A 23,212-nucleotide genomic window follows, 5' to 3' on the forward strand; every position below is an offset into this window, starting at 1 on the left:
AGGGCCGGGAAAAAGGGGCCAAGCCCCGCACAGAGGCAGTTTTGGGGATGTCGAGCAGGGCACACCCCAAAGTGGCGGTCATCATGGGTGGACCTTCCGCGGAGCGGGAGGTGTCGCTGAGTTCCGGCAAGGAATGTGCCGCCGCTTTGCGGACAGAAGGTTTTGACGTGGTCGAGGTCGATGCGGGCCCCGACCTCGTTTCGCGTCTGTCCGAGATTTCTCCCGATGTCGTGTTCAATGCCCTTCATGGCCGCTGGGGCGAGGATGGCTGCGTGCAGGGTCTGCTGGAATGGCAGGGTCTGCCCTATACCCATTCCGGTGTCCTGGCCTCCGCGCTGGCCATGGACAAGGAGCGCACCAAAGACGTCTATCGCGCCCACGGATTGCCCGTCGTGCAGAGCCGCCTTGCGTCGAAGGCCGAGGTGATGGCCGGGCATGTGATGCCGCCGCCCTACGTGGTGAAGCCCTATAACGAGGGCTCCTCGGTGGGGGTCTACCTGGTGGAGGCGGGCGCCGCGCCGCCGCAACTGGCGCCCGAGATGCCGCAGACCGTGATGGTCGAGGCCTTCGCGCCGGGCCGCGAGCTGACCACGACCGTGATGGGCGACCGGGCGCTGGGGGTGACCGACATCATCACCGAGGGCTGGTACGATTACGACGCCAAGTACAAGCCCGGCGGGTCGCGCCATGAATGCCCCGCCAACGTGCCCGACGAGATCACCGCGGCCTGCTGCGATTTCGCGATCCGCGCGCATGCCGCGCTGGGCTGCCGGGGCGTCAGCCGCACCGATTTCCGCTGGGACGAGGACAAGGGCCTCGCAGGGCTCGTGCTGCTCGAGACCAACACCCAGCCGGGCATGACGCCGACCTCGCTGTCGCCCGAACAGGCGCAGATGGCCGGGCTCACCTTCGGGCAGTTCTGCCGCTGGATGGTGGAGGATGCCTCATGTCAGAGGTGACGCGTTTCGATCCGGCGCCCTCGCGGCTGAAATACCGCGTCGAGCGGATGATGCTGACGCCGTTCTACCGGCTCTTGCTGCGCGTCGGTCTGCCCTTCGCGCTGACCTTCGGTGCGGCCAGCTGGTGGCTCTCCTACGAGGAAAACCGCGAATGGATCGTGCTGGCCTATGTGGATGCGCGCGCGGCCATTCAGGAACGGCCGGAATTCATGGTCGAGCTGATGGCGATCGACGGCGCCGACCCGTCCATCGACGCGGATATCCGCGAGATCGTGCCGCTGGATTTCCCGGTCTCCTCCTTCGATCTCGATCTCGACCAGATGCGGCGGACGATCACTGGGCTCGACGCGGTGAAATCCGCGAGCCTGTTCGTGCGCCAGGGCGGCGTGCTGCAGGTCAATGTGCGCAAGCGCGAACCGGTCGTCCTGTGGCGGACCGAGGCAGGGCTCGAATTGTTGGACCGCGAGGGCGTCATGACCGGCCCGGTTGCCGAGCGTGCCGAGCATCCCGACCTGCCGGTGATCGCGGGGGCGGGCGCCGACCAGCACGTGAACGAAGCGCTGCGGCTCGTGGCGGCGGCGGGTCCGCTGATGCACCGGCTGCGCGGGCTCGAGCGGATGGGCGAACGGCGCTGGGACGTCGTGCTGGACCGTGGACAGCGGATCCTGCTTCCCGAAACGGGCGCGGTGCGCGCGCTGGAACGCGCCATCGCCATGGACCAAGCCGTCGACATGCTGGCGCGCGACATCGTCGCCGTCGACCTGCGGCTGAGAGAGCGGCCAACGCTCCGGATGACACAAAGCGCGCTGGAGGACCTCTGGCGCATCAGGCAAATCGAGGCAGGGGGCAACTGACGCCATGATCGAGCTCTATGAATCCCAACGGGCCATGCGGAACATGCGCAAGGCGGCGATGCAGCGGGGTATGGTCGCGGTGCTGGATGTGGGCTCGTCCAAGATCGCCTGCCTGATCCTGCGGTTCGACGGCACCGGCCGGGAGCTGGAGGCGGAGGGCGTGGGCTCGCTCGCCGGGCAATCCGGGTTCCGGGTGATCGGGGCGGCGACGACGCGGTCGCGCGGCGTCCGCTTCGGCGAGATCGCCGCGATGAACGAGACCGAGCGCGCGATTCGCACCGCCGTGCAGGCCGCGCAGAAGATGGCGCAGATCCGGGTCGACCATGTCATCGCCTGTTTCTCGGGCGCCGATCCGCGCTCCTACGGTCTGGCGGGGCAGGTGGAGCTGGAAGGCACCCAGGTCAGCGAGCAGGACGTGGCGCGGGTGCTTTCGGCCTGCGATGTGCCGGATTTCGGCGATGGCCGCGAAGTGCTGCATGCCCAGCCGGTGAACTTCGCGCTCGATCACCGCTCGGGTCTCAGCGATCCGCGTGGACAGATCGGGCAGGACCTTGCCTGCGACATGCACATGCTGACGGTCGACGGCATGGCGATCCAGAACCTCGCCCATTGCGTGAAGCGCTGCGACCTCGAGCTCGCGGGCCTCGCGTCCTCGGCCTATACCAGCGGTATCGCGTCGCTGGTCGAGGACGAGCAGGAGCTGGGCGCGGCCTCGATCGATCTGGGCGGCGGGGCGACGGGCCTGTCGATCTTCATCAAGAAACACATGATCTACGCCGATGCGGTGCGCATGGGCGGCGATCACATCACCTCCGACATCTCGATGGGCCTGCAGGTGCCGATGGCCACGGCCGAGCGGATCAAGACCTTCTACGGCGGCGTCGTCGCCACCGGCATGGACGACCGCGAGATGATCGAGATCGGCGGCGAGACCGGCGATTGGGAACATGACCGGCGCACCGTGAGCCGCGCCGAGCTGATCGGCATCATGCGCCCGCGCGTCGAGGAGATCCTCGAGGAGGTGCGCGCGCGGCTCGATGCGGCGGGGTTCGATCATCTGCCCTCCCAGCAGATCGTGCTGACGGGCGCGGGCAGCCAGATCCCCGGGCTCGACGGGCTCGCGGCGAAGATCCTCGGCCAGCAGGTGCGGCTCGGGCGCCCGATGCGGGTGCACGGCTTGCCGCAGGCCGCGACGGGGCCGGGTTTCTCCAGCGCGGTGGGTCTCTGCCTCTTTGCCGCCCATCCGCAGGACGAATGGTGGGACTTCGAGATTCCGGTCGACCGGCTGCCCGCGAAATCCTTTCAGCGGGCGGTAAAATGGTTCCGGGACAACTGGTAGACGCAACATGTCGACAGATCGGCGAAATGCCGCGAAAAACCGGCTAGAAAATGCCACATTTGGTGGAAAATCGCTGTTTTTATGGTGACGAAACGTGCCGTCGGCGTTAATACTGGGCGGGAACAGGCGAAAAAGGGCCCGAACGGTCCACAACAAGCAGGCGGATTAGCGATGACTTTGAACCTTTCCGTGCCCGGGCACGACGAGCTGAAGCCGCGCATCACCGTGTTCGGTGTGGGCGGGGCAGGCGGCAACGCCGTGAACAACATGATCGAGAAATCGCTCGACGGGTGCGATTTCGTGGTGGCCAACACCGACGCGCAGGCCCTGCAGCAGAGCCGGGCGCATACCTCGATCCAGCTGGGCGTGAAGGTCACCGAGGGCCTGGGCGCCGGGGCGCGCGCCAGCGTCGGCGCGGCGGCGGCCGAGGAAAGCATCGAGCAGATCGTCGATCACCTCGCCGGTGCACATATGTGCTTTATCACCGCCGGCATGGGCGGCGGCACCGGCACCGGTGCGGCGCCGATCATCGCGCAGGCCGCGCGTGAGCTGGGCGTCCTGACCGTGGGTGTCGTCACCAAGCCCTTCCAGTTCGAAGGCGCCAAGCGCATGAAGCAGGCCGAGGAGGGCGTCGAGGCCCTGCAGAAGGTCGTCGACACGCTGATCATCATCCCCAACCAGAACCTGTTCCGGCTGGCGAACGAGCGCACCACCTTCACCGAGGCCTTCTCGATGGCCGATGACGTGCTCTACCAGGGCGTGAAGGGCGTGACCGACCTGATGGTCCGTCCGGGCCTCATCAACCTCGATTTCGCCGACGTGCGCGCAGTGATGGACGAGATGGGCAAGGCGATGATGGGTACCGGCGAGGCCGACGGCGAAGATCGTGCCATCCAGGCCGCCGAGAAGGCCATCGCCAACCCGCTGCTGGACGAAATCAGCCTGCGCGGCGCCAAGGGCGTCCTGATCAACATCACCGGCGGGCACGACCTGACCCTGTTCGAGCTGGACGAGGCCGCCAACCGCATCCGCGAAGAGGTCGACCCGGACGCGAACATCATCGTGGGCTCCACGCTTGACGACAGCCTCGAGGGGCAGATGCGGGTCAGCGTCGTGGCGACCGGCATCGACGCCACCGAGGGCGCTTCCGAAATGGCAGTGCCGCGCCGAAAGCTTTCCGAGCCGCTGAAGCAGGCCGTCGAGGCGGAAGCCCCGGTCGCCGCCGAAGCCCCTGCCGCACCGGCCCCCGTCGCCGCGCGGACCGCGGTGGATGCGGGCTATGAAGAGGACGAGCCGTCGCTCTTCTCCGAACTCGACACCCAGCGCGCCGCCGCCGAGGACGAGATGGAGCACATCTTCGAGGAAGAGCGCGCCGTGGAGGATGACGGCCTGCCGCCGCCGGCCTACCAGCCGCGCCCGGCGGCCGCGCAGCCCCGCGCCGCCAGCTTCGACAAAAAACCCGAAGCCTTCGTGGCGCCGCGAGCCCATTCGCCGGGCACGCCGTCGGCCGACACTCTGGCCCGGCTTCAGGCTGCCGCCGAGCGCGCCCGCGCCGAAACGCCCGCGCGTCCGGCACCGCGTCCGCAGGCCCGTCAGCCCGAAGGTGAAAAGCCCCGTTTCGGGATCAATTCGCTGATCAACCGGATGACCGGTCACGGCGCCGAGAGCGCGGCGCCCGCGCGGCGGACGCAGCCGCCGATGCACGCCCAGCATCCCGATCCGGTCTCCGACCGGCAGGACGAGGAAGATCAGGACCGCATCGAAATTCCCGCTTTCCTGCGCCGTCAGGCCAACTGAATCCGGTCACAATCCGGCCTGAACGCCCCCGCCAAGCGGGGGCGTTTCTCGTTAAAAAACAACGACTTGCAGGGTGTAAGCGGTGATTCGCCCATCGATCACGGGGCATGTTTCAGCCCGTTGTAATACTTGATTTGAGACCGTGATGTGCTGGCGTTAACTCCATCCCCAACGGGTGCAGTGTGCCCGAACGGATTTGGAGAAAAGTGTGCAGACCACGCTCAAGACGCCAGTGACATTCGACGGCTTCGGCCTGCATTCGGGCCGCAAGGCGCGGATGGTCGTACGTCCTGCCGTGGCCGAGCACGGCATCTGGTTCAAGCGCGTCGACATCGAGGTCGGCGACACGCTGGTCCCCGCGCGCTGGGACGCCGCGGAGCGCACGCCGCTCTGCACCCGCATTGTCAATCGTGCGGGCGTGTCGGTCTCCACCATCGAACATGTCATGGCGGGGCTCGCCGGTTGCGGCATCCATAACGCCCTCATCGAAATCGACGGACCGGAAGTGCCGATCCTCGACGGCAGCGCGGCACCCTTCGTGAAGGCCTTCCTCGAGCGGGGGCTGCGGAGCCTGAACGCGCCGGTGCGCGCGATCGAGGTGACCCGCACCGTCAGTGTCGAGACGCCGAACGGCTGGGCCCGGCTGGAGCCCGCGCGGACGCCCTCCATGGAATTCCACATCGACTTCGAGGATGCCGCCATCGGCGCGCAGACCAAGTCGCTCACGCTCACGAACGGCGCCTTCGTACGCGAACTCTGCGACAGCCGCACCTTCTGCCGCCTGAGCGATGTCGAGGCGATGCAGGCGCAGGGCCTCGCCTTGGGCGGCACCTACGAGAACGCCGTGGTCGTCGATGGCGACCGGGTGCTGAGCCCGGGCGGCTTGCGCCACGCGGACGAAGCGGTGCGTCACAAGATGCTCGACGCGCTTGGCGACCTCGCGCTCGCCGGTGCGCCGATCCTCGGCCACTACACCGGCGTGCGCGCGGGCCACTCGATGACGAACATGCTGCTCGAGGCGCTGTTCACCACCGATGGCGCTTACCGCATGGGGATGTGCGACCCCGTCACTCGCAGCTATCTGCCGGGTGCGGGCGTGGCCCTCGCGGAGATGCCGGCGGTCGCCTGATCCGGGCGCCGACCGGGACGTGATGTGCCCCTTCGCCGATTTGCCGTTAAGGCGTTTTGCACCGGAATTTTCTGTGCTAGGACCGTGGCTGAACCGGGCGGTACAGCCCGCCGAGACGGACGAAGGTGATCGGGCATGGCAGGGGGCAGGACAGTGAAGACCGCACTCGTTGCAGGGTGTCTCTTACTTTCGCTGTCGGGATGCGGCGCGGTCAATTCGGTGGGATCGAGCGTTGGCAACTTCTTCCGCGCCGCCGAGCCGAACCCCGCCAACCAGCCGCTGGAAAATTTCACCGCGCAGCAAATCTTCGAGCGCGGCGAGTTCGAGCTTGATCGCGGGCGCCCCGAGGACGCGGCGGAATTCTTCGCCGAGGTCGAACGGCTCTATCCCTATTCCGAATTCGCCAAGCGCGCGCTGATCATGCAGGCCTTCGCCTATCATCAGGATCGCGATTACGAGAACAGCCGCTCCGCCGCGCAGCGTTACATCGATTTCTATCCGCTCGACGACGACGCGGCCTATGCGCAATACCTCCTCGCGCTCAGCTATTACGACCAGATCGAGGAAGTGGGCCGCGACCAGGGCCTGACCTTCCAGGCGTTGCAGGCCCTGCGCACGGTGATCGAACGCTACCCGGAAAGCGAATATGCCCGCTCGTCGATCCTGAAATTTGACCTCGCCTTCGACCATCTCGCGGGCAAGGAAATGGAGATCGGGCGCTACTACCTGAAGCGCCAGCATTACGCGGCGGCGGTCAACCGCTTCCGCGTGGTGGTCGAGGATTTCCAGACCACGACCCACACGCCCGAGGCGCTGCACCGGCTGGTGGAGGCCTATCTGTCGCTCGGCCTCACCGACGAGGCGCAGACGGCGGGCGCGATCCTGGGCTACAATTACCAATCGACAGAATGGTACGAGGACAGCTTCGCGCTCCTGACGGGGCAGGGGCTGGAGATGCGGGCGCGCGGGGACAACTGGCTCGCGCGCATCTACCGCCAGACCGTCAAGGGCGAATGGCTGTAAGGTGCGCCTGACCGCGCATCCTTCGGGGTGAACGAATGCTACGCGCACTCGAAATCCGTGACATGCTGATCATCGACCGGCTGGACCTGGCCTTCCAGCCCGGTCTCAACGTGCTGACCGGCGAAACCGGCGCGGGCAAGTCGATCTTGCTGGATGCATTGGGTTTCGTGCTGGGATGGCGCGGGAGGGCGGAGCTGGTGCGCTGCGGCGCGGATCAGGGCGAGGTGCTGGCGGAATTCGATCTTGGTCCCGATCATCCGGCGCGCGCCGTTCTCGCCGACGCGGGTCTGCCGGTGGAGGACAGCCTGCTTCTGCGGCGGGTCAATGCGCGGGACGGCCGCAAAACGGCCTGGGTCAATGATCGCCGCTGTTCGGGCGAGGTGCTGCGCCGTCTGTCGGAGACGCTGGTGGAACTGCATGGCCAGCATGACGACCGCGGGCTTCTGAACCCGCGCGGGCATCGGCATCTGCTGGATGATTTCGCCGAGGCGTCCGAGGCACTGGGCGCGACGCGCGCGGCCTGGCGGGCCCGGGCGGAGGCGGCGCGCGCCTTGCAGAAGGCCGAGGCGGAGTTTGCGGAGATGCGCGCGGAGGAGGATTTCCTGCGCCACGCGGTCGGGGAACTCGATGCGCTGGCACCGGCGCCCGGCGAGGATGCCGAGCTTGATGCCGCGCGCCGCCGGATGCAGGGCGCCGAGAAGATCCGCGCGGATATCCAGCGCGCGGGCGAGGCGCTCTCGGACGGCGCCGAACGCGCCATGGGCGATGCGCTGCGCTGGCTCGAAGGCGTGGCGGACCGGGCCGAGGGCGGCGTCGATGCGCCGGTCGCGGCGCTGGAACGGGCCATGGTGGAACTCGGCGAGGCGGTGTCGGGGGTCGAGGCCTGCCTTGACGGCCTGCGCTTCGATCCGGGCGAGCTCGAGGCGACGGAGGAACGACTCTTCGCGATCCGGGGGCTCGCGCGCAAGCACAACGTCCAGCCCGATGCGCTGCCCGAGCTTGCGGAGAGCCTGCGCGGACGGCTCGGGCGTCTGGATCGGGGAGCCGACGACATCTCGGCCCTGCGCAGTGCGCTGAATGATGCGGACGCGGCCTATGATGCCGCGGCCGGTGCGCTGACGGCCCTGCGGCGCGACGCGGCTTCGCGGCTCGACCGGGCGGTGACCACCGAGCTTGCGCCCCTGAAGATGGAGCGCGCCGTGTTCGCCACACAGATCGCCGAGGCGGATCCGGGTCCCGAGGGCCGCGACGACGTGGTCTTCACGGTGGCCACCAATCCCGGAGCGCCGGCGGGGCCGCTCAACAAGATCGCCTCGGGCGGGGAACTCAGCCGCTTCCTGCTGGCGCTGAAGGTCTGCCTTGCGGAAGGCGAGGCGGGCCGCACGATGATTTTCGACGAGATCGACCGCGGCGTGGGCGGCGCCACGGCGGATGCGGTGGGCCGGCGCCTTGCGCAATTGTCCGAAGGCGGGCAGGTCCTCGTGGTGACGCATTCGCCGCAGGTCGCGGCGCTTGGCGCACACCATTGGCAGGTGGCGAAAAGCGTGCGCGACGATGAGACGACCTCGACCGTCGTGCCGCTCGATCCCGCGGCGCGGGAGGATGAAATCGCGCGGATGCTGGCGGGCGACACGGTCACCGACGAGGCCCGCGCGGCAGCCCGGGCGTTGCTTTACGGCTGAAGGCGCATCACCCGGTGCCCGGGTTTTGCGCCGGATCGACCTGAACGCGTGCCGGTGCGCCGCAAGTCGGCGTGAAATGCACCGCGAGCCCTTTCATCCAATCTCCAGAATGGCTTATTGAGAGGGCACGCCCTCAGCCCGATGCGGTGGATATGACGGAGCAAGCCTTCTTCGCGCGGCATATGAAGAGCCTGACGACCTCCTGCGGTCGCGGCTGGGATTTGCTGCGGCACGAAGGTCCCGGGCAGATTCAATTCTGGTTCATCGCGCTGGCGGTCGGCATCGCGGCGGGCTTTGCCGCGATCCTGTTCCGGCTCGCCATCGAGGAATTGCAGACCGCCCTCTACGGCATCGAGGATCCCAACACGCTGGCGAGCTTCGCCGAGACGCTGCCGTGGTACTTCGTCATGGCGATCCCGGTGCTGGGCGGCGTGACGGTGGGTGTGATCGTGCATTACTTCACGCCCGATGGCCGCGTGCGCAGCGTCGCCGACGTGATCGAGGGGGCGGCGCTGAACGACGGGCGGGTGGAGAAGAAGGCCGGCATCGCCTCGGCACTCTGTTCGTGGATCACGCTGTCGACCGGCGGCTCGTCGGGACGGGAAGGGCCGGTCGTGCATATCGCGGCGATGATCGCGAGCTGGGTCTCGAACGTGCTTCGGGTGGACGGCATCACCGGCCGCGACCTTCTGGGCTGCGCCGTGGCGGCGGCGGTCTCGGCGAGCTTCAATGCGCCCATCGCCGGCGCGCTCTTCGCGCTCGAGGTCGTGCTGCGGCATTTCGCGCTGCACGCCTTCGCCCCCATCGTGGTGGCGAGCGCGGCGGGCACGGTCATCAACCGGCTGACCTTCGGCGACGTGACCGAGTTCCGCCTGCCCGGCACCACCACCGTGGAATTCTACCTCGAACTGCCCGCCTTCCTGATCCTCGGCCTGCTCGCGGGGCTGATCGCGGTCATCACCATGCGCGCGATCTTCGTGGCCGACGATTGGGGCACGGAGTTGCAACGCAAGCTCGGCCTGCCGCTGTTCCTGCGGCCCGCCGTGGCGGGTGTGCTGCTTGGCGCGCTCGCGATCTTCTACCCCCATATCATCGGGGTTGGGTACGAGACGACCTCGCTGGCGCTGACCGGCAACCTGCTGACGCATGAGGCGATCATCTTCGCGGTGCTGAAGGTGGTCGCGCTGGCGATCACGATGGCGGGTCGGATGGGCGGCGGGGTCTTCTCGCCGTCGCTGATGATCGGGGCGCTGACCGGGCTGGCCTTCGGGCTGATCGCGACGGGCGTCTTCCCGAACCAGTCCGGCTCGTCGACGCTCTATGCGCTGGCGGGCATGGGGGCCGTGGCCGCGGCGGTGCTGGGCGCGCCCATCTCGACCACGCTCATCGTCTTCGAACTGACGGGCGACTGGCAGACGGGCCTCGCGGTGATGGTGTCGGTGTCGATGTCGACCGCCGTCGCCTCGCGGCTAGTGCACCGGTCGTTCTTTCTCAGCCAGCTCGAACGGCGCAACGTGCATCTGGCGGCGGGGCCGCAAGCCTACCTGCTCGCGATGTTCGGCGTCTCGGGCGTCATGCGCAAACCCACCGACCTGAAGGCGGCGGATGAGCAGGCCTGTCACGAGATGATCGAACAGGAGCTTTACGTGAACACGACCTCGACGCTGGAGACCGCGCTGCCGCTGTTCGAGAAGTCCGGCGTGGCCTTCCTGCCGGTCATCAAGCGCGCGCCGGAAAGCGACACGCCCATCCTGCAGGGCGCGCTGTTCCATGTCGATGCGTTGAAGGCCTATAACCGCGCGCTGGCCGCAACGGCGGCGGAAGAGCACAGCTGATCAGGTCGCCGGGCAAGCGCCGAATTGCTGCGCCCGGGTCGCCGCAGCGCATCCCGAGCACCGGGTTTCAGAGCTGTTCGACCGTCACCCCGTCCTGGACGTGAAACGCGAGGTGGTCCTTGATCTTGGCGACCGCGTCTTTCGGTTCCTCGTAGGTCCAGACCGCGTCGTCATAGGTTCTCGATTTCGACATGATCGAATAATAGGATGCGACACCCTTCTCGGGGCAGGTCGTCGTGGTATCGGTGCGGTCGAGAAAGGCCATGCCGATATCTTCCCTCGGGAAGTAGATCACCGGATCGTGGTTTCCCTCGGTCAGTTCGAGTGCGGCGTTGCTTTCGCCGATCACGGCGCCGCCTGCGCGGACCACCCACGTGCCGTCTGCCGGGCGGATCATGATATCGTCGGCCATCCCTGTCTCCTTGATTCGATTTTTTCCTACCCTGCGGTCTGCAGGGTCGTCTTGTCACGCACCCAGCGGGGCTGTCGCCGCCTCGAGCCAGAGACGGGTTTCGGGATCGAGCCCTTCCGCGAGGCGCGTCCGGCACTCCGCATGATACTCGTCGATCCAGTCGCGTTCGTCGCGCGTCAGCATCTCCTGCACGATCAGCCTGCGGTCGAGAGGGACATAGGTCAGCGTCTCGAAGGACAACATCTCTGCGACCGTCTGCCCCGGAAGCTCTGCCGCCTTCTGCACCACGACGAGGTTCTCGATGCGGATGCCATAGGCGCCTTCGCGGTAGAAGCCGGGCTCGTTGGACAGGATCATGCCGGGTTTCAGCGGCACCTGCCCGGTGCGCGCAATGCGTTGCGGGCCCTCATGCACCGAAAGGTAGGCGCCGACGCCGTGCCCGGTGCCGTGCCCGTAATCGAGCCCGGCTTGCCAAAGCGCCTGGCGCGCGAAGGGGTCGATGTCGCGCCCGGCAAGGCCCGCGGGCCAGCGCAACCGGCTGACCGCGATCATCCCCTTGAGAACGCGGGTATAGTTGCGGCATTCCTCATCCCCGACCGCGCCGATCGCGATGGTCCGGGTGACGTCGGTGGTGCCGTCGCGATACTGCCCACCGGAATCGACCAGCAGCAGCTGACCCGCCTCGATCGGCGCATCGGTTTTCTCGGTGACGCGGTAATGCACGATGGCGCCGTGCGGCCCGGCGCCCGAGATCGTCTCGAAGGCAATGTCGAGGAGCGCGCCGGTCTCGCGCCGGAACGTCTCGAGGCGGCGGGCGACATCGGTTTCGTGCAGATCGCCGGGCGCGGTGCGGTCGAGCCAGGCGAGAAAGCGGCACATCGCCTGACCGTCCCGGTGATGGGCGGCGCGGGCGCCGGCGATCTCGGTCGGGTTCTTGCAGGCCTTGGGCAGCAGGCAGGGATCGTCGGCGCGGTGCACCTCGATCTCGGCGGCCTCGAGCGCGTCGAGCACCGCCAGCGGGCAGGTTGCCGGATCGATCCCGACGACGCCTTCGAGCCCCGCGAGGGCCGCGAGGAAATCCTCGGGCCCATGCAGCGTCACCGCATCGCCCAGATGCTCGCCGAGGGCGGTCAGCTTGGCGGCGGCCATGAACAGGCTGACCCTGCCCGTCGCGTGCAGGACCGCGAAACCGTGCGGCACCGGATTGCGCGGAATGTCCGAGCCGCGGATGTTCAAGAGCCAGGCGAGGCTGTCGGGCTGGGTGATCACCGCGTGATCGGCGGGCGCGAGCGTTTGCGCGAGGCGCGCGATCTTGTCGCCATGCGCCTCGCCTGCAAGCTGCACGGGATGGGCGGTCACGGGGCCCATCGGCGGGGCGGGCTGGTTCGGCCAGACCCGGTCCACGAGGTTGTCCGTGCGCACCAGCCGCGCATTGTCGAGATCGCCTTCAAGCCGCTCCGCCTGGTCCACGCTGAGCAGCCAGGGATCAATGCCGATCCGTGCGCCCTGCGCGGCCTGCGCATTGATCCACTCGGCCAGCGAGATCTCGGGCCAATCGACGGGCGTATAGTCTTCGGCGACCTGGTTGCGGACCTGCAGCCGGTAGCGGCCATCGACGAAGACGCCCGCCTTCTCGGCCAGAACCACGCAATGACCGGCGGAACCGGTAAAGCCCGTCAGCCAGGCCAGCCGGTCGTCATGCGGCGCCACGTATTCACCCTGAAAGGCATCGGCGCGCGGCACAATGAAGCCGTCGAGGCCCATATCGGCCATCTCCGCGCGCAAGGCGGCCAGGCGGGGCGGACCCTGTTCGGGCCGCGCGGTTTCGACGAAGGTCTGGAAATACGCGGGATCACTCACGGGAGACGACACCTTTTCTGCTTTGCCTCTTGCCAAATACGTGGCGCCCGAGCCGGGCTATTGCCGCAGGGCTGATCGACCGGGGTGTTGCCATCCATGCGCGTCATCGCGCGGAGTCGGTCAGGACGCTTTCTTGATCCCCTTGAACCGGGCGCGCGCGCGCGGGTCGCTGTCGAAGAGCGAGGCCAGCTGTTCGGTCATGGCACCGGCCAGCTGTTCGACATCGGTGATGGTGACTGCACGATCGTAATACCGCGTCACGTCATGGCCGATGCCGATGGCCAGAAGCTCCACCTGGCGGCGGCGCTCGACCATGGCGATCACGTCGCGCAGGTGCTTTTCGAGGTAATTGGCGGGGTTCACCGATAGGGTGGAATCGTCCACCGGCGCGCCGTCCGAGATCACCATGAGGATCTTGCGCGCCTCGGGGCGCCCGGCCATGCGCCGATGCGCCCATTCCAGCGCCTCGCCGTCGATATTCTCCTTCAGAAGCCCCTCTTTCATCATCAGGCCCAGATTGGCGCGTGCACGCCGCCATGGCGCGTCGGCCCCCTTGTAGATGATGTGGCGCAGATCGTTGAGGCGGCCGGGCTGCTGTTCGCGGCCCGAATTCAGCCATTTCTCGCGGCTCTGCCCGCCTTTCCAGGCGCGGGTGGTGAAGCCCAGGATCTCGACCTTCACGTCGCAGCGCTCCAACGTGCGGGCGAGCACGTCGGCGCAAATGGCCGCGATGGAAATGGGCCGGCCCCGCATCGAGCCCGAATTGTCGAGCAGGAGCGTCACGACGGTGTCGCGGAACTCCATGTCCTTCTCGACCTTGAAGCTGAGCGGCGTCGTGGGGTTGGCGACGACGCGCGCGAGGCGGCCCGCATCGAGGATGCCTTCCTCGCGGTCGAACTCCCATGACCGGTTCTGCTGGGCCTGAAGGCGGCGCTGCAGCTTGTTGGCAAGCCGCGACACGGCCCCCTTCAGCGGATCGAGCTGCTGGTCGAGATAGGCGCGCAGGCGTTCGAGCTCGGCGGGTTCGGCCAATTCCTCGGCGCGGATCTCCTCGTCGAATTCGGCGGTGTAGACGCGGTAATTCGGATCGGCATCCGAGACGGGCTGCGGCGCGGGCGGCTCGAGCGGGGCCTCGCCCTCGGGCATCTCGATCTCGTCGGTGTCGTCCTGCTCGCCCACATCCTCCATCGAGACCTGGGCCTGGCTGGCATCCTGGGTCTGTTCCTGGCTCTGCTCGGGCGAGGCCTCGGCGTCGTCCTCGCCGGAATCATCGTCGCCTTCGTTCTGTTCTTCCTGCTCCTCGCCGCCCTCGTCGGCGGCCTCCTCGGACTCGTCGTCGAGATCGTCGGGGTCGTCGCCAAGCTGGTCGCCATAGCCCAGATCGGTGATCATCTTCCGGGTGAAGCGCGAGAATTCCGACTGGTCGGTCAGTTTGCCCTCGAGGTTCTCGAGCGTGGTGCCGGCCTTGTCCTCGATATGGTTGCGCCAGAGCTCCATCACGTTCTGCGCGGCGGGCGGCAGGTCGCGGCCCGTGGCGAGGTGGCGGACGAGGTAGTTGAGCGCCTGCGGCAACGGCACGTCCGAGGCGTCCTTGACCTGGTCATACCCCTTGCGCAGCGCGTCGTGACCGATCCTGGCGTCGATATTGCCCGCCGTGCCGGGCATGTCCCGCGCGCCCACCGCCTCGCAGCGGGCGGTTTCCATCGCCTCGTAGATCTCGCGCGCCATGTCGCCCTGGGGGGCGTATTTCGAATGGGTGCCGGCATCGTGGTAGCGCCGGTACAGCGCCAGCGCATCCGCGGTGCCGCGCGCCAGCAACACCTCGTCGCGGCCCATCCGGCGCGAGACCTGCGGCAGGCGCATCGCATCGCCCGACACGCCGGACGGATCGACCGTGTAGCTGACCGTCAGGTCGGGATCGTGCGCCATCACCTTGGTCGCTTCGGCGAGCGCCTTCTTGAAAGGATCGGCGGGATTGTCGGAGCTTTTGGACATGGCATCTTTCTCCTCCGTGATGCGGCGAAAGGCAAGGGGCGGGCTCGGTGATGGCCGGGGCCGTTTCCCGGGAGATAAAGCGGGGCGGGATCGCTGCAAGCGTGCATGCGGGCTGTGAGGGCGGCGCCGAGGCTCCGGCCGGATGCCAGGCGGGGTGCCGGTGGCGGTGTCGCGCGATGGGGGGGCGTTCGGGCGGTTTTTGCGCGCGGGGCAAGCGCCCGCGCGCGGGCGACGAGAGGCGCTGCCTCTCGTGCTCTCCGGAGGTATTTTTGGTCCGATCGTGAGAGGGGCGTCGGAGGAAGAGCCGCAGGGCGGGTCATAGCGGGGGCCGTGTTGGGCCGCGGCAGGAGGCGGGGCGCGGGTCCGCGCGCGCCCGCGAAAGAGACTTGCAAAAGCGGCGCGGCTCACTCACTCCGGTTTCCATGAAACTGCTATTTCTCGGAGATGTCATGGGGCGCGCCGGCCGGCAGGCCGTGCAGGACCGCCTGCCCGCCTTGCGGCAGGACTGGGGCCTCGATTTCGTGGTGGTCAATGGCGAGAACGCCTCGAACGGGGCCGGGCTGACCGCGGCGCATGCGCAGCTTCTGTTCGATGCCGGCGCCGATTGCGTGACGCTGGGCGATCACGCCTTCGACCAGAAGGACATGCTGCAGGCGGCCGAGAGCGAGACGCGCATCATCCGGCCGCTGAATTACGCCAAGGTCGCGCCGGGGCGGGGCTTCCGGCTCTTCGAGGATCGCCGCGGCCGCAAGGTTCTGGTGCTGCAGGTGCTGGGGCAGGTCTTCATGAAGCGGCCCTTCGACGATCCGTTCAGCCATGTCGAGCGGGTGCTGAAAGCCCATCCGCTGGGCGGACGCGCGCAGGCCATCGTGGTGGATGTCCATTGCGAGGCGACGTCCGAGAAGATGGCCATGGGGCAATTCTGCGCGGGCAAGGCGAGCCTCGTTGTCGGCACCCATACCCACGTGCCCACGGCGGATGCGCAGATCCTGCCGGGCGGCACCGCCTATCTCAGCGATGCGGGCATGTGCGGCGATTACGATTCGGTCATCGGCATGGACAAGGAAGAGCCGCTGCGGCGCTTCATCACCGGCATGCCGAAAGCGCGGTTCCAGCCGGCGCTCGGCGAGGCGACGCTGTCGGGCGTCTACGTGCAGACCGACGACCGCACCGGCCGCGCCACGGAGATCGCGATGGTCCGGCAGGGCGGTCGGCTCAGCCCTGCGGGGCCCGAACCCGCGCGATGACGCAACGCCTTGTCGGGCGGGATCGCAATCGTCACAATGGCGCTTCAGCGACGCCGGGATAGCGCAGAGATGGAGCTTTTTCAGTTCGGCCAGGAGACAGCCGCATATATCACCATGGGCGTGATCCTGGTGATGCTGGTGCTGTTCGTCTCCGAGCTCTACCCGGTGGAAGTGGTGGCCATGGGCGGTGTCGCGGCACTTCTGGTGCTGGGCATCCTGCCCTATGACAGCGCGCTGGCCGTGCTGTCGAACCCCGCGCCCTGGACCATCGCGGCGATGTTCATCGTCATGGGGGCGCTGGTGCGCACGGGGGCGCTCGATGCGTTCACCAGCTACGCGCAGGCCCGGGCGGAGCGGCACCCGAAGACCGCCATGCTCGGGATCATGGCGGTGGTGGTGCTGGCATCGGCCTTCATGAACAACACGCCCGTCGTGGTCGTCATGCTGCCCATCTTCGTGCAATTGTCGCGCACGCTGGGCGTCGCGCCGTCGAAGCTGCTGATCCCGCTCAGCTATGCGGCGATCCTGGGCGGCACCCTCACGCTGATCGGCACGTCCACGAACCTGCTCGTCGACGGTGTCGCGCGGGCCCGGGGCATGGAGCCCTTCACCATCTTCGAGATCACGCCGCTCGCCTTCGTGCTCGTGCTGGTGGGCATGGCCTACCTGTTCCTGCTGGGGCCGATCCTGCTGCCCGACCGCAAGAGCATGGCGGGCATGCTGTCGGACCGGTCGCGGATGAAATTCTTCACCGAGGTCGTGCTGCCGCCCGATTCCAACCTGATCGGGCGCGACGTGCTCAGCGTGCAGCTCTTCAAGCGCGACGGCGTGCGGCTGGTGGACGTGATCCGCGGTGACGAGTCGCTCCGGCGCAACCTCAAGGATGTCAAACTGGCGGTCGGTGACCGGATCGTGCTGCGCACCCAGATGACCGAAATCCTGAGCCTGCAGCGCAACAAGTCGCTGAAGCGCGTCGATCAGGTCTCGTCGGTCGAGACCACGACGGTGGAGGCGCTCATTTCGCCGGGCTGCAAGATGGTGGGGCGGTCGCTGGGCGCGCTGCGCCTGCGGCGCCGGTTCGGGGTCTATCCGCTGGCCGTGCATCGCCGGAACCAGAATATCGGCCGCCAGCTCGACGATCTGGTGGTGCGGGTGGGGGACACCCTGCTGCTGGAAGGTGCGCCCGACGACATCAAACGGCTGGCGGACGAAATGGCGCTCGTCGATGTCGCGCGGCCCTCGGCGCGGGCGTTCCGGCGGGGACATGCGCCGCTGGCGCTGGGCGCGCTGGCGGGCATCGTGGTGCTTTCGGCCCTCGGCGTCGCGCCGATCCTGGCGCTTGCGGTCGTGGCGGTGGCGGTGGTGCTGCTGACCCGCTGCATCGATGCGGACGAGGCGTTCTCTTTCGTCGAGGGCCAGCTTCTGGCGCTGATCTTCGCCATGCTCGCCATCGGCGCAGCGCTGGACGAGACCGGCGCGGTCGAGATGATCGCTGGCTGGGTGGCGCCCTGGATGGCGGGTCTCGACGGGATGTTCGTGGTTCTTGCGGTCTTCGGCCTGACGAGCCTTCTGACCGAGCTGGTCTCAAACAACGCGGTGGCGGTGGTGATGACGCCCATCGCCATATCGCTCGCCGAGGCGCTGGGCATCGATCCGCGCCCGCTGGTGATCGCGGTGATGGTCGCCGCGTCCTGCGCCTTCGCCACGCCCATCGGCTACCAGACCAACACGCTGGTCTACGGGCCGGGCGGCTACAGCTTCACCGATTTCCTGCGGGTGGGTGTTCCGATGAACATCCTGATCGGTGTCGTGGCCTCGGCCCTCATCCCGCTGATCTGGCCGCTGACCCCCTGATCGCCCGGGATTTCTAGCACTTGTCCAACCGCGCCGCGCGCGCCTGTAAGATATTCCGGACCCTTATTTCGTAGAACAGCATGGACATCGTGCGAACGGTGCCTGCGCCCCGACGGCAACGCCCTTGCCGCGCCGCCGTGTGCGCATCGACCCCTTAACAAGGACCGAGCGGAAATGAGTCTGATTACCCCCGAAACACGAGCTTCGGCGCTGGAAGAGGAACGGCAAGAATTCCTCGAAACGCTGAAGGAATTGCGGGCGGCACTGAACGATCTCAAGACCAAGGTGCGCGCTGAACAGATGACGAGGGAGGATAAGGCCGAGGCCAAGCGGCTGCTCGAGGAAGCACGCTACTGGCTGCGGCAAGTGCGGGAAACGGAGGCGGAACTTGTCAAAATCGAACGGGAAAAAGCCGGTATCCAGGGGTCCTGGGGACTCGATCTCGAAAAGTCCCGCGCCGAGATCCAGTGCCGCCTCGCGCGCCTGCCAAAATGCGGCTGCACGGGTGGCCTTGTTGACTGAACTGGGTCTCGGCACGCAGATCGCGCTGCCCTACCTCTTCGAAATCTGGGCGATGGAGCACCAGTTGCCGCCCGAGGGCCCCTGGAAGACCTGGGTCATCATGGGCGGGCGGGGCGCGGGCAAGACCCGCGCGGGCGCCGAATGGGTGCGCCGCCAGGTCGAGGGGGCACGCCCCCTCGATGCCGGTCGCTGCCGCCGCATCGCCCTTCTGGGCGAGACGCGCGATCAGGTCCGCGAGGTCATGATCTTCGGGGATAGCGGCATCCTCGCCTGCTGCCCGCCCGACCGGCGCCCGGTCTGGCAGGCGACGCGGCATTGCCTCGTCTGGCCCAACGGCGCCGAGGCGATGGCGTTCTCCGCGCATGAGCCCGAAGCGCTGCGCGGCCCGCAATTCGACGGCGCCTGGGCAGACGAACTGGCGAAGTGGAAAAAGGGCCAAGCGGTCTGGGACATGCTGCAATTCAGTCTCAGGCTGGGGCAGGATCCGCGGGTCTGCGTGACCACGACGCCGCGCAACGCGTCCGTCCTGAAGGAGCTTCTGACCCGCAAGAGCACCGTGGTCACCCATGCCGCGACCGAGGCGAACCGCGCCAACCTTGCGCCGTCGTTCCTCGAGGAGGTGCGCGCGCGATACGGCGACACGCGGCTCGGCCGGCAGGAGCTGGACGGTCTGCTGATCGAAGAGGCGGAGGGCGCGCTGTGGACGGCGGCGATGATCGAGTCGGGACACATCGCCAAGGTGCCGCCGCTGGTGCGTATCGTCGTGGCGGTCGATCCGCCGACCACGGCGCATGTGGGGTCGGATGCCTGCGGGATCGTGGTGGCCGGGCTGACGCATGAGGGCAACGCGGTCGTGCTCGAGGATGCCACGGTTCAGGGCGTCCGCCCGGCCGCCTGGGCGGAGGCGGCCATCGCGGCGATGGCGCGCTGGGACGCGGACAGGCTCGTGGCCGAGGTCAATCAGGGCGGCGACATGGTCGAGGAAGTTCTGCGCACCGTCGATCCGAACGTGGCGGTGACCAAGGTGCACGCGGCGCGCGGCAAGACCGCCCGGGCCGAACCGGTGGCCGCGCTTTACGAACGCGGGCGCGTGCAGCATCTACGCGGCCTCGGCATCCTCGAAGAGCAGATGTGCCGCATGACGCAGGCGGGATACGACGGCGCAGGCTCGCCCGACAGGGTCGATGCGCTGGTCTGGGCGCTGACCGATCTGATGCTGCGCAACACCAGAACGGCGCGTCCGGGCCTGCGGGGGCTGTAGAAAACGCCTCGCCGTTGCGTGCGGCCCCCCTCGGGCGGTCGCACGCCTCAAGGGCCATTAAGACCCCGTCGTTACACCTTCATTCAACGGCAGACGGGCCTCCCCGACGCCACGACACGAACCGGCTTCGGGCTCAGGCCCGCTGCCAGCAACCAGGAGTGCGCCCGCATGGTGTTTCAGCTTTTTCGTGGCCCGGCCCAGCCCGCGATCCCCGAGACCAAGGCATCCGCCACCGGTCCTGTCATCGCCTATGCCAGCTCGGGCCGCGTCGCCTGGAGCCCGCGGGATACCGTGTCGCTGACCAAGACCGGCTTTTCCGGAAACCCGGTGGGCTTTCGCGCGGTCAAGCTGATCGCCGAGGCCGCCGCCGCGCTGCCGCTGGTCCTGCAGGACGCGGAGCGGCGCTATGACATGCACCCCGCGCTGAGCCTGCTGACCAATCCCAATCCCGGCCAGGGGCGGGCGGAGCTGCTGGAGGCGCTTTACGGCCAGCTTCTTCTCTCCGGCGATGGATATCTCGAGGCGGTCAATGGCGGCACGACCGGCCTGCCTTTCGAGCTGCATGTCCTGCGTTCGGACCGGATGCGGCTGATCCCGGGCAATGACGGCTGGCCCGTCGCCTACGAATACAGCGTCGGCGCGCGCAAGCACCGCTTCGACATGACCGGTGAGACAGCGCCCATCTGCCACATCAAGTCATTCAACCCGCAGGACGACCATTACGGCCTGTCGCCGATGCAGGCGGCGGCGCAGGCGCTCGACGTGCACAATTCCGCGTCGCGCTGGTCGAAGGGGCTTCTGGACAACGCGGCGCGACCATCGGGGGCGATCGTCTATAGCGGCGGGGACGGTTACGGCACGCTCTCGCCCGAGCAATACGACCGGCTCGTGGGCGAGATGGAGGCCCATCACATGGGCGCGCGCAATGCGGGCCGTCCGATGCTGCTCGAAGGCGGGCTCGACTGGAAACCGATGGGCTTTTCGCCTTCGGACATGGAATTCCACAAGTCCAAGGAGGCCGCCGCGCGCGAAATCGCGGTCGCGTTCGGGGTGCCGCCGATGCTGCTCGGCATTCCCGGCGAGGCGACCTTCGCCAATTACCAGGAAGCGCACCGGGCCTTTTACCGCCTGACGGTGCTGCCCTTGGCCACCCGTGTCGCGGCGACGCTCGGCACCTGGCTTTCGGCGCAATCGGGCGAGGCGTTCGAGCTGAAGCCCGATCTCGATCAGGTCTCGGCGCTTGCCGCCGAGCGGGACCAGCAATGGGCCCGGGTCGCAGGCGCCGATTTCCTGAGCGCGGAGGAAAAGCGCCGCATCCTAGGTCTGCCTCCGCTGGCGGAGCCCGGGAATGAATGAGCCGCGCATCACCCCCGAACGGTTCGAATGCGCGCCGGGCCTAAGGCTCGAGGCCCATGAGCGGCTGTCGGACCTGCAATTCCGCAACCTCGCGGCGCGGCTCGACCGGATCGAGGCGTTGATGGAGCGGCTCGAACGCCGGCTCTGGCTCGCCGTCTACGGGGTCATGGCCACCATCGCCGCGCAAGGCGTGCAGGGTCTGATGAGTGTCACGCCCTGACGGGCCAAGGAAGCTGGAGAGAGACATGGAACTGGAACACAAGCTCTGCCGCTTCGAGGCGGAAGTGACGGTCAGGGACGGCATGCAGCTCGAGGGTTATGCCTCGCGCTTCGGCGCCTGCGACCAGGGCGGCGACGTCGTGGCCAAGGGCGCCTATGCCGCCTCGCTGAAGCGTCTGGGTGCGGAGGGCCGCGCGGTCAAGATGCTCTGGCAGCACGATCCCGCCCAGCCCATCGGCATCTGGGACGAGGTGCGCGAGGACGCCACCGGCCTCTGGGTCAAGGGACGCCTCCTCGAGGGCGTCGCGCGGGCCAAGGAGGCCGCCGCCTTGATCGAGGCGGGCGCCATCGACGGGTTGTCCATCGGCTACCGCACCTTGCGGGCCACCAAGAATGACAAGGGCCAGCGGGTCCTTACGGAACTGGAGCTTTGGGAAGTGTCCCTCGTGACCTTCCCGATGCTGCCCAGTGCGCGGGTCGCGGGGAAGGGGGACCACCCCGACGACGCGGCCTGGCGCGAACTGGCACGGACCATCGAAGGTCTGCGCCTTGACATGGCGGGCGGCTGACGCGCGCCGGGACGAAAACGGGACCGAACAGCACATGACACAAGCCGAGAACACGTCTCGGACCGGGGAAGATGCGTCTCCGGTCGTCCAGGTTGGCACCGCGATGGCGGGGTTCGCCCAGGACATCAAGGCCATGCGGGCCGACCTCTATGGACAACTCAAAGCACAGGAAGAGCGACTGACCATGCTTGATCGTAAATCCGCCATCAAGGCGGCCCGGCCCGCGCTTGCCAGCGCCGGCGACACCGAAGCCCCCCACCAGAAGGCGTTCAACGCCTATCTGCGCACCGGCGATGACGACGGCCTGCGCGGCCTCGAACTCGAGGGCAAGGCGATGTCCACTGCGGTGAATTCCGACGGTGGCTACCTCGTCGACCCGCAGACCTCCGAGACCATCGCCTCGGTTCTGGCGGGCGCGGGTTCGATCCGGGCCGTGGCCAGCGTCGTCAACGTGGAGGCCACCTCCTACGACGTGCTGATCGACCGTAACGATGCGGGCGCGGGCTGGGCCAACGAGACCGCGGGCAGCATCGAAACCGGTACGCCCACGATCGAGCGGATCTCGATCCCGCTTTATGAGCTGAACGCGATGCCCAAGGCCTCGCAGCGCCTGCTCGACGACAGCGCCTTCGACGTGGAAGCCTGGCTCGCCGGTCGGATCGCCGACAAGTTCTCGCGCGCCGAGGCCGCGGCCTTCATCTCGGGCGACGGGGCGGACAAGCCCAAGGGCATCCTGACCCACCCGCAGGTCGACAACGATCTCTGGGCCTGGGGGTCCATCGGCACCGTGGCCACGGGCGCGGCCGCCGATATCGGCGACGGCGATGCGCTGATCGGCCTCGTCTACGCGCTGGGTGCCGAATACCGCGCCAATGCGGCCTTCGTGATGAACTCGAAGACCGCGGGCGCGCTGCGCAAGCTCAAGGATGCCGACGGCCGCCACCTGTGGTCCGACGGTTTCGCCAGCGGCGAGCCCGCGCGCCTTCTGGGCTACCGCGTGGTGATCGCCGAGGACATGCCCGACATCGGCGCCGGTGCCACGCCCATCGCCTTCGGCGATTTCGGCGCGGGCTACACCATCGCCGAGCGGCCCGACCTGCGCATCCTGCGCGATCCGTTCAGCGCCAAGCCGCATGTGCTGTTCTACGCCACCAAGCGCGTGGGCGGAGACGTGTCGGATTTCGCCGCGATCAAGCTTCTGGTCTGCGCGGTCTGAACGACGCCGTGAGCGGGCGGCGGACATCGTGCCGCCGCCTGTTGGGAAAGCCGGTCATCCGGCGGGGATGCAGAGCGGAGACG

Annotated in this window: 19 protein-coding genes; 16 read left to right on the forward strand and 3 right to left on the reverse strand. The window is 67.8% G+C overall.

Annotation, left to right across the window (positions count from 1 at the left end):
* Positions 1-47 precede the first annotated feature (47 nt).
* The 8 genes from BW990_RS05280 to BW990_RS05315 all read left to right on the forward strand — a co-directional run bounded on the left by BW990_RS05280 (position 48) and on the right by BW990_RS05315 (position 10,618).
* Entirely contained in the window at positions 48-959 is a 912-nt protein-coding gene (locus tag BW990_RS05280) for a D-alanine--D-alanine ligase (RefSeq protein WP_200798017.1), read from the forward strand.
* Complete coding sequence (locus tag BW990_RS05285) at positions 947-1,813, forward strand: cell division protein FtsQ/DivIB (RefSeq protein WP_076445730.1); 867 nt, start codon at positions 947-949, stop codon at positions 1,811-1,813. The genes BW990_RS05280 and BW990_RS05285 overlap by 13 nt, the downstream gene beginning before the upstream one ends.
* A gap of 4 nt (positions 1,814-1,817) precedes the next feature.
* Positions 1,818-3,152, forward strand: coding sequence for a cell division protein FtsA (ftsA, locus tag BW990_RS05290; RefSeq protein WP_076445732.1), 1,335 nt, complete (start codon positions 1,818-1,820; stop codon positions 3,150-3,152).
* Positions 3,153-3,323: 171 nt separating this feature from the next.
* Entirely contained in the window at positions 3,324-4,949 is a 1,626-nt protein-coding gene (gene ftsZ / locus BW990_RS05295) for a cell division protein FtsZ (protein WP_076445733.1), read from the forward strand.
* 208 nt (positions 4,950-5,157) lie between these two features.
* Positions 5,158-6,078 (forward strand): UDP-3-O-acyl-N-acetylglucosamine deacetylase, encoded by a 921-nt coding sequence (gene lpxC / locus BW990_RS05300; RefSeq protein ID WP_076446356.1) that lies wholly within the window; start codon positions 5,158-5,160, stop codon positions 6,076-6,078.
* Between the two features lie 135 nt (positions 6,079-6,213).
* Positions 6,214-7,101 carry an outer membrane protein assembly factor BamD gene (locus tag BW990_RS05305; RefSeq protein ID WP_076445735.1) on the forward strand — a complete coding sequence of 296 codons (888 nt, stop codon included), beginning with the start codon at positions 6,214-6,216 and terminating at the stop codon, positions 7,099-7,101.
* Between the two features lie 35 nt (positions 7,102-7,136).
* Complete coding sequence (gene recN / locus BW990_RS05310) at positions 7,137-8,783, forward strand: DNA repair protein RecN (RefSeq protein ID WP_076445736.1); 1,647 nt, start codon at positions 7,137-7,139, stop codon at positions 8,781-8,783.
* A 146-nt stretch (positions 8,784-8,929) separates the two neighbouring features.
* Positions 8,930-10,618 (forward strand): chloride channel protein, encoded by a 1,689-nt coding sequence (locus tag BW990_RS05315; protein WP_407690125.1) that lies wholly within the window; start codon positions 8,930-8,932, stop codon positions 10,616-10,618.
* Positions 10,619-10,685: 67 nt separating this feature from the next.
* On the opposite strand, the gene BW990_RS05320 is transcribed toward BW990_RS05315, so the two are convergent.
* From BW990_RS05320 to cobT, 3 genes are all read right to left on the reverse strand, one after another.
* On the reverse strand, positions 10,686-11,030 hold the full coding sequence (locus BW990_RS05320; protein WP_076445739.1) for a DUF427 domain-containing protein: 345 nt from the start codon (positions 11,028-11,030) through the stop codon (positions 10,686-10,688).
* 54 nt (positions 11,031-11,084) lie between these two features.
* Positions 11,085-12,890, reverse strand: a complete 1,806-nt coding sequence (locus BW990_RS05325; RefSeq protein ID WP_076445741.1) for an aminopeptidase P family protein — start codon at positions 12,888-12,890, stop codon at positions 11,085-11,087.
* Between the two features lie 120 nt (positions 12,891-13,010).
* On the reverse strand, positions 13,011-14,885 hold the full coding sequence (cobT, locus tag BW990_RS05330; RefSeq protein ID WP_076445743.1) for a cobaltochelatase subunit CobT: 1,875 nt from the start codon (positions 14,883-14,885) through the stop codon (positions 13,011-13,013).
* 422 nt (positions 14,886-15,307) lie between these two features.
* Here cobT and BW990_RS05335 point away from each other — a divergent pair, with 422 nt between their 5' ends.
* The 8 genes from BW990_RS05335 to BW990_RS05370 all read left to right on the forward strand — a co-directional run bounded on the left by BW990_RS05335 (position 15,308) and on the right by BW990_RS05370 (position 23,129).
* Positions 15,308-16,132, forward strand: a complete 825-nt coding sequence (locus tag BW990_RS05335) for a TIGR00282 family metallophosphoesterase (RefSeq protein WP_076445745.1) — start codon at positions 15,308-15,310, stop codon at positions 16,130-16,132.
* 69 nt (positions 16,133-16,201) lie between these two features.
* The gene (locus tag BW990_RS05340) at positions 16,202-17,986 is read left to right on the forward strand and encodes an SLC13 family permease (RefSeq protein ID WP_076445747.1); all 1,785 of its coding nucleotides are present in this window, start codon (positions 16,202-16,204) and stop codon (positions 17,984-17,986) included.
* Between the two features lie 174 nt (positions 17,987-18,160).
* Positions 18,161-18,508: a hypothetical protein gene (locus BW990_RS05345; RefSeq protein ID WP_076445749.1), complete on the forward strand. Its 348-nt coding sequence runs from the start codon at positions 18,161-18,163 to the stop codon at positions 18,506-18,508.
* Positions 18,501-19,769: a DNA-packaging protein gene (locus BW990_RS05350; RefSeq protein WP_456114803.1), complete on the forward strand. Its 1,269-nt coding sequence runs from the start codon at positions 18,501-18,503 to the stop codon at positions 19,767-19,769. Before BW990_RS05345 ends, BW990_RS05350 begins: the two co-directional genes overlap by 8 nt.
* Positions 19,770-19,937: 168 nt before the next feature.
* Positions 19,938-21,125, forward strand: a complete 1,188-nt coding sequence (locus BW990_RS05355) for a phage portal protein (protein ID WP_076445751.1) — start codon at positions 19,938-19,940, stop codon at positions 21,123-21,125.
* Positions 21,118-21,345, forward strand: a complete 228-nt coding sequence (locus BW990_RS05360; RefSeq protein ID WP_076445753.1) for a GTA head formation protein, RCAP_rcc01685 family — start codon at positions 21,118-21,120, stop codon at positions 21,343-21,345. Before BW990_RS05355 ends, BW990_RS05360 begins: the two co-directional genes overlap by 8 nt.
* Before the next feature lie 25 nt (positions 21,346-21,370).
* Positions 21,371-21,913, forward strand: a complete 543-nt coding sequence (locus tag BW990_RS05365) for an HK97 family phage prohead protease (protein ID WP_200798018.1) — start codon at positions 21,371-21,373, stop codon at positions 21,911-21,913.
* A 34-nt stretch (positions 21,914-21,947) separates the two neighbouring features.
* Positions 21,948-23,129 (forward strand): phage major capsid protein, encoded by a 1,182-nt coding sequence (locus BW990_RS05370; protein WP_076445755.1) that lies wholly within the window; start codon positions 21,948-21,950, stop codon positions 23,127-23,129.
* Positions 23,130-23,212: the final 83 nt, after the last annotated feature.

The sequence above is a fragment of the Roseivivax lentus genome, from assembly GCF_900156805.1.
Taxonomy (GTDB): Bacteria; Pseudomonadota; Alphaproteobacteria; order Rhodobacterales; family Rhodobacteraceae; genus Roseivivax; species Roseivivax lentus.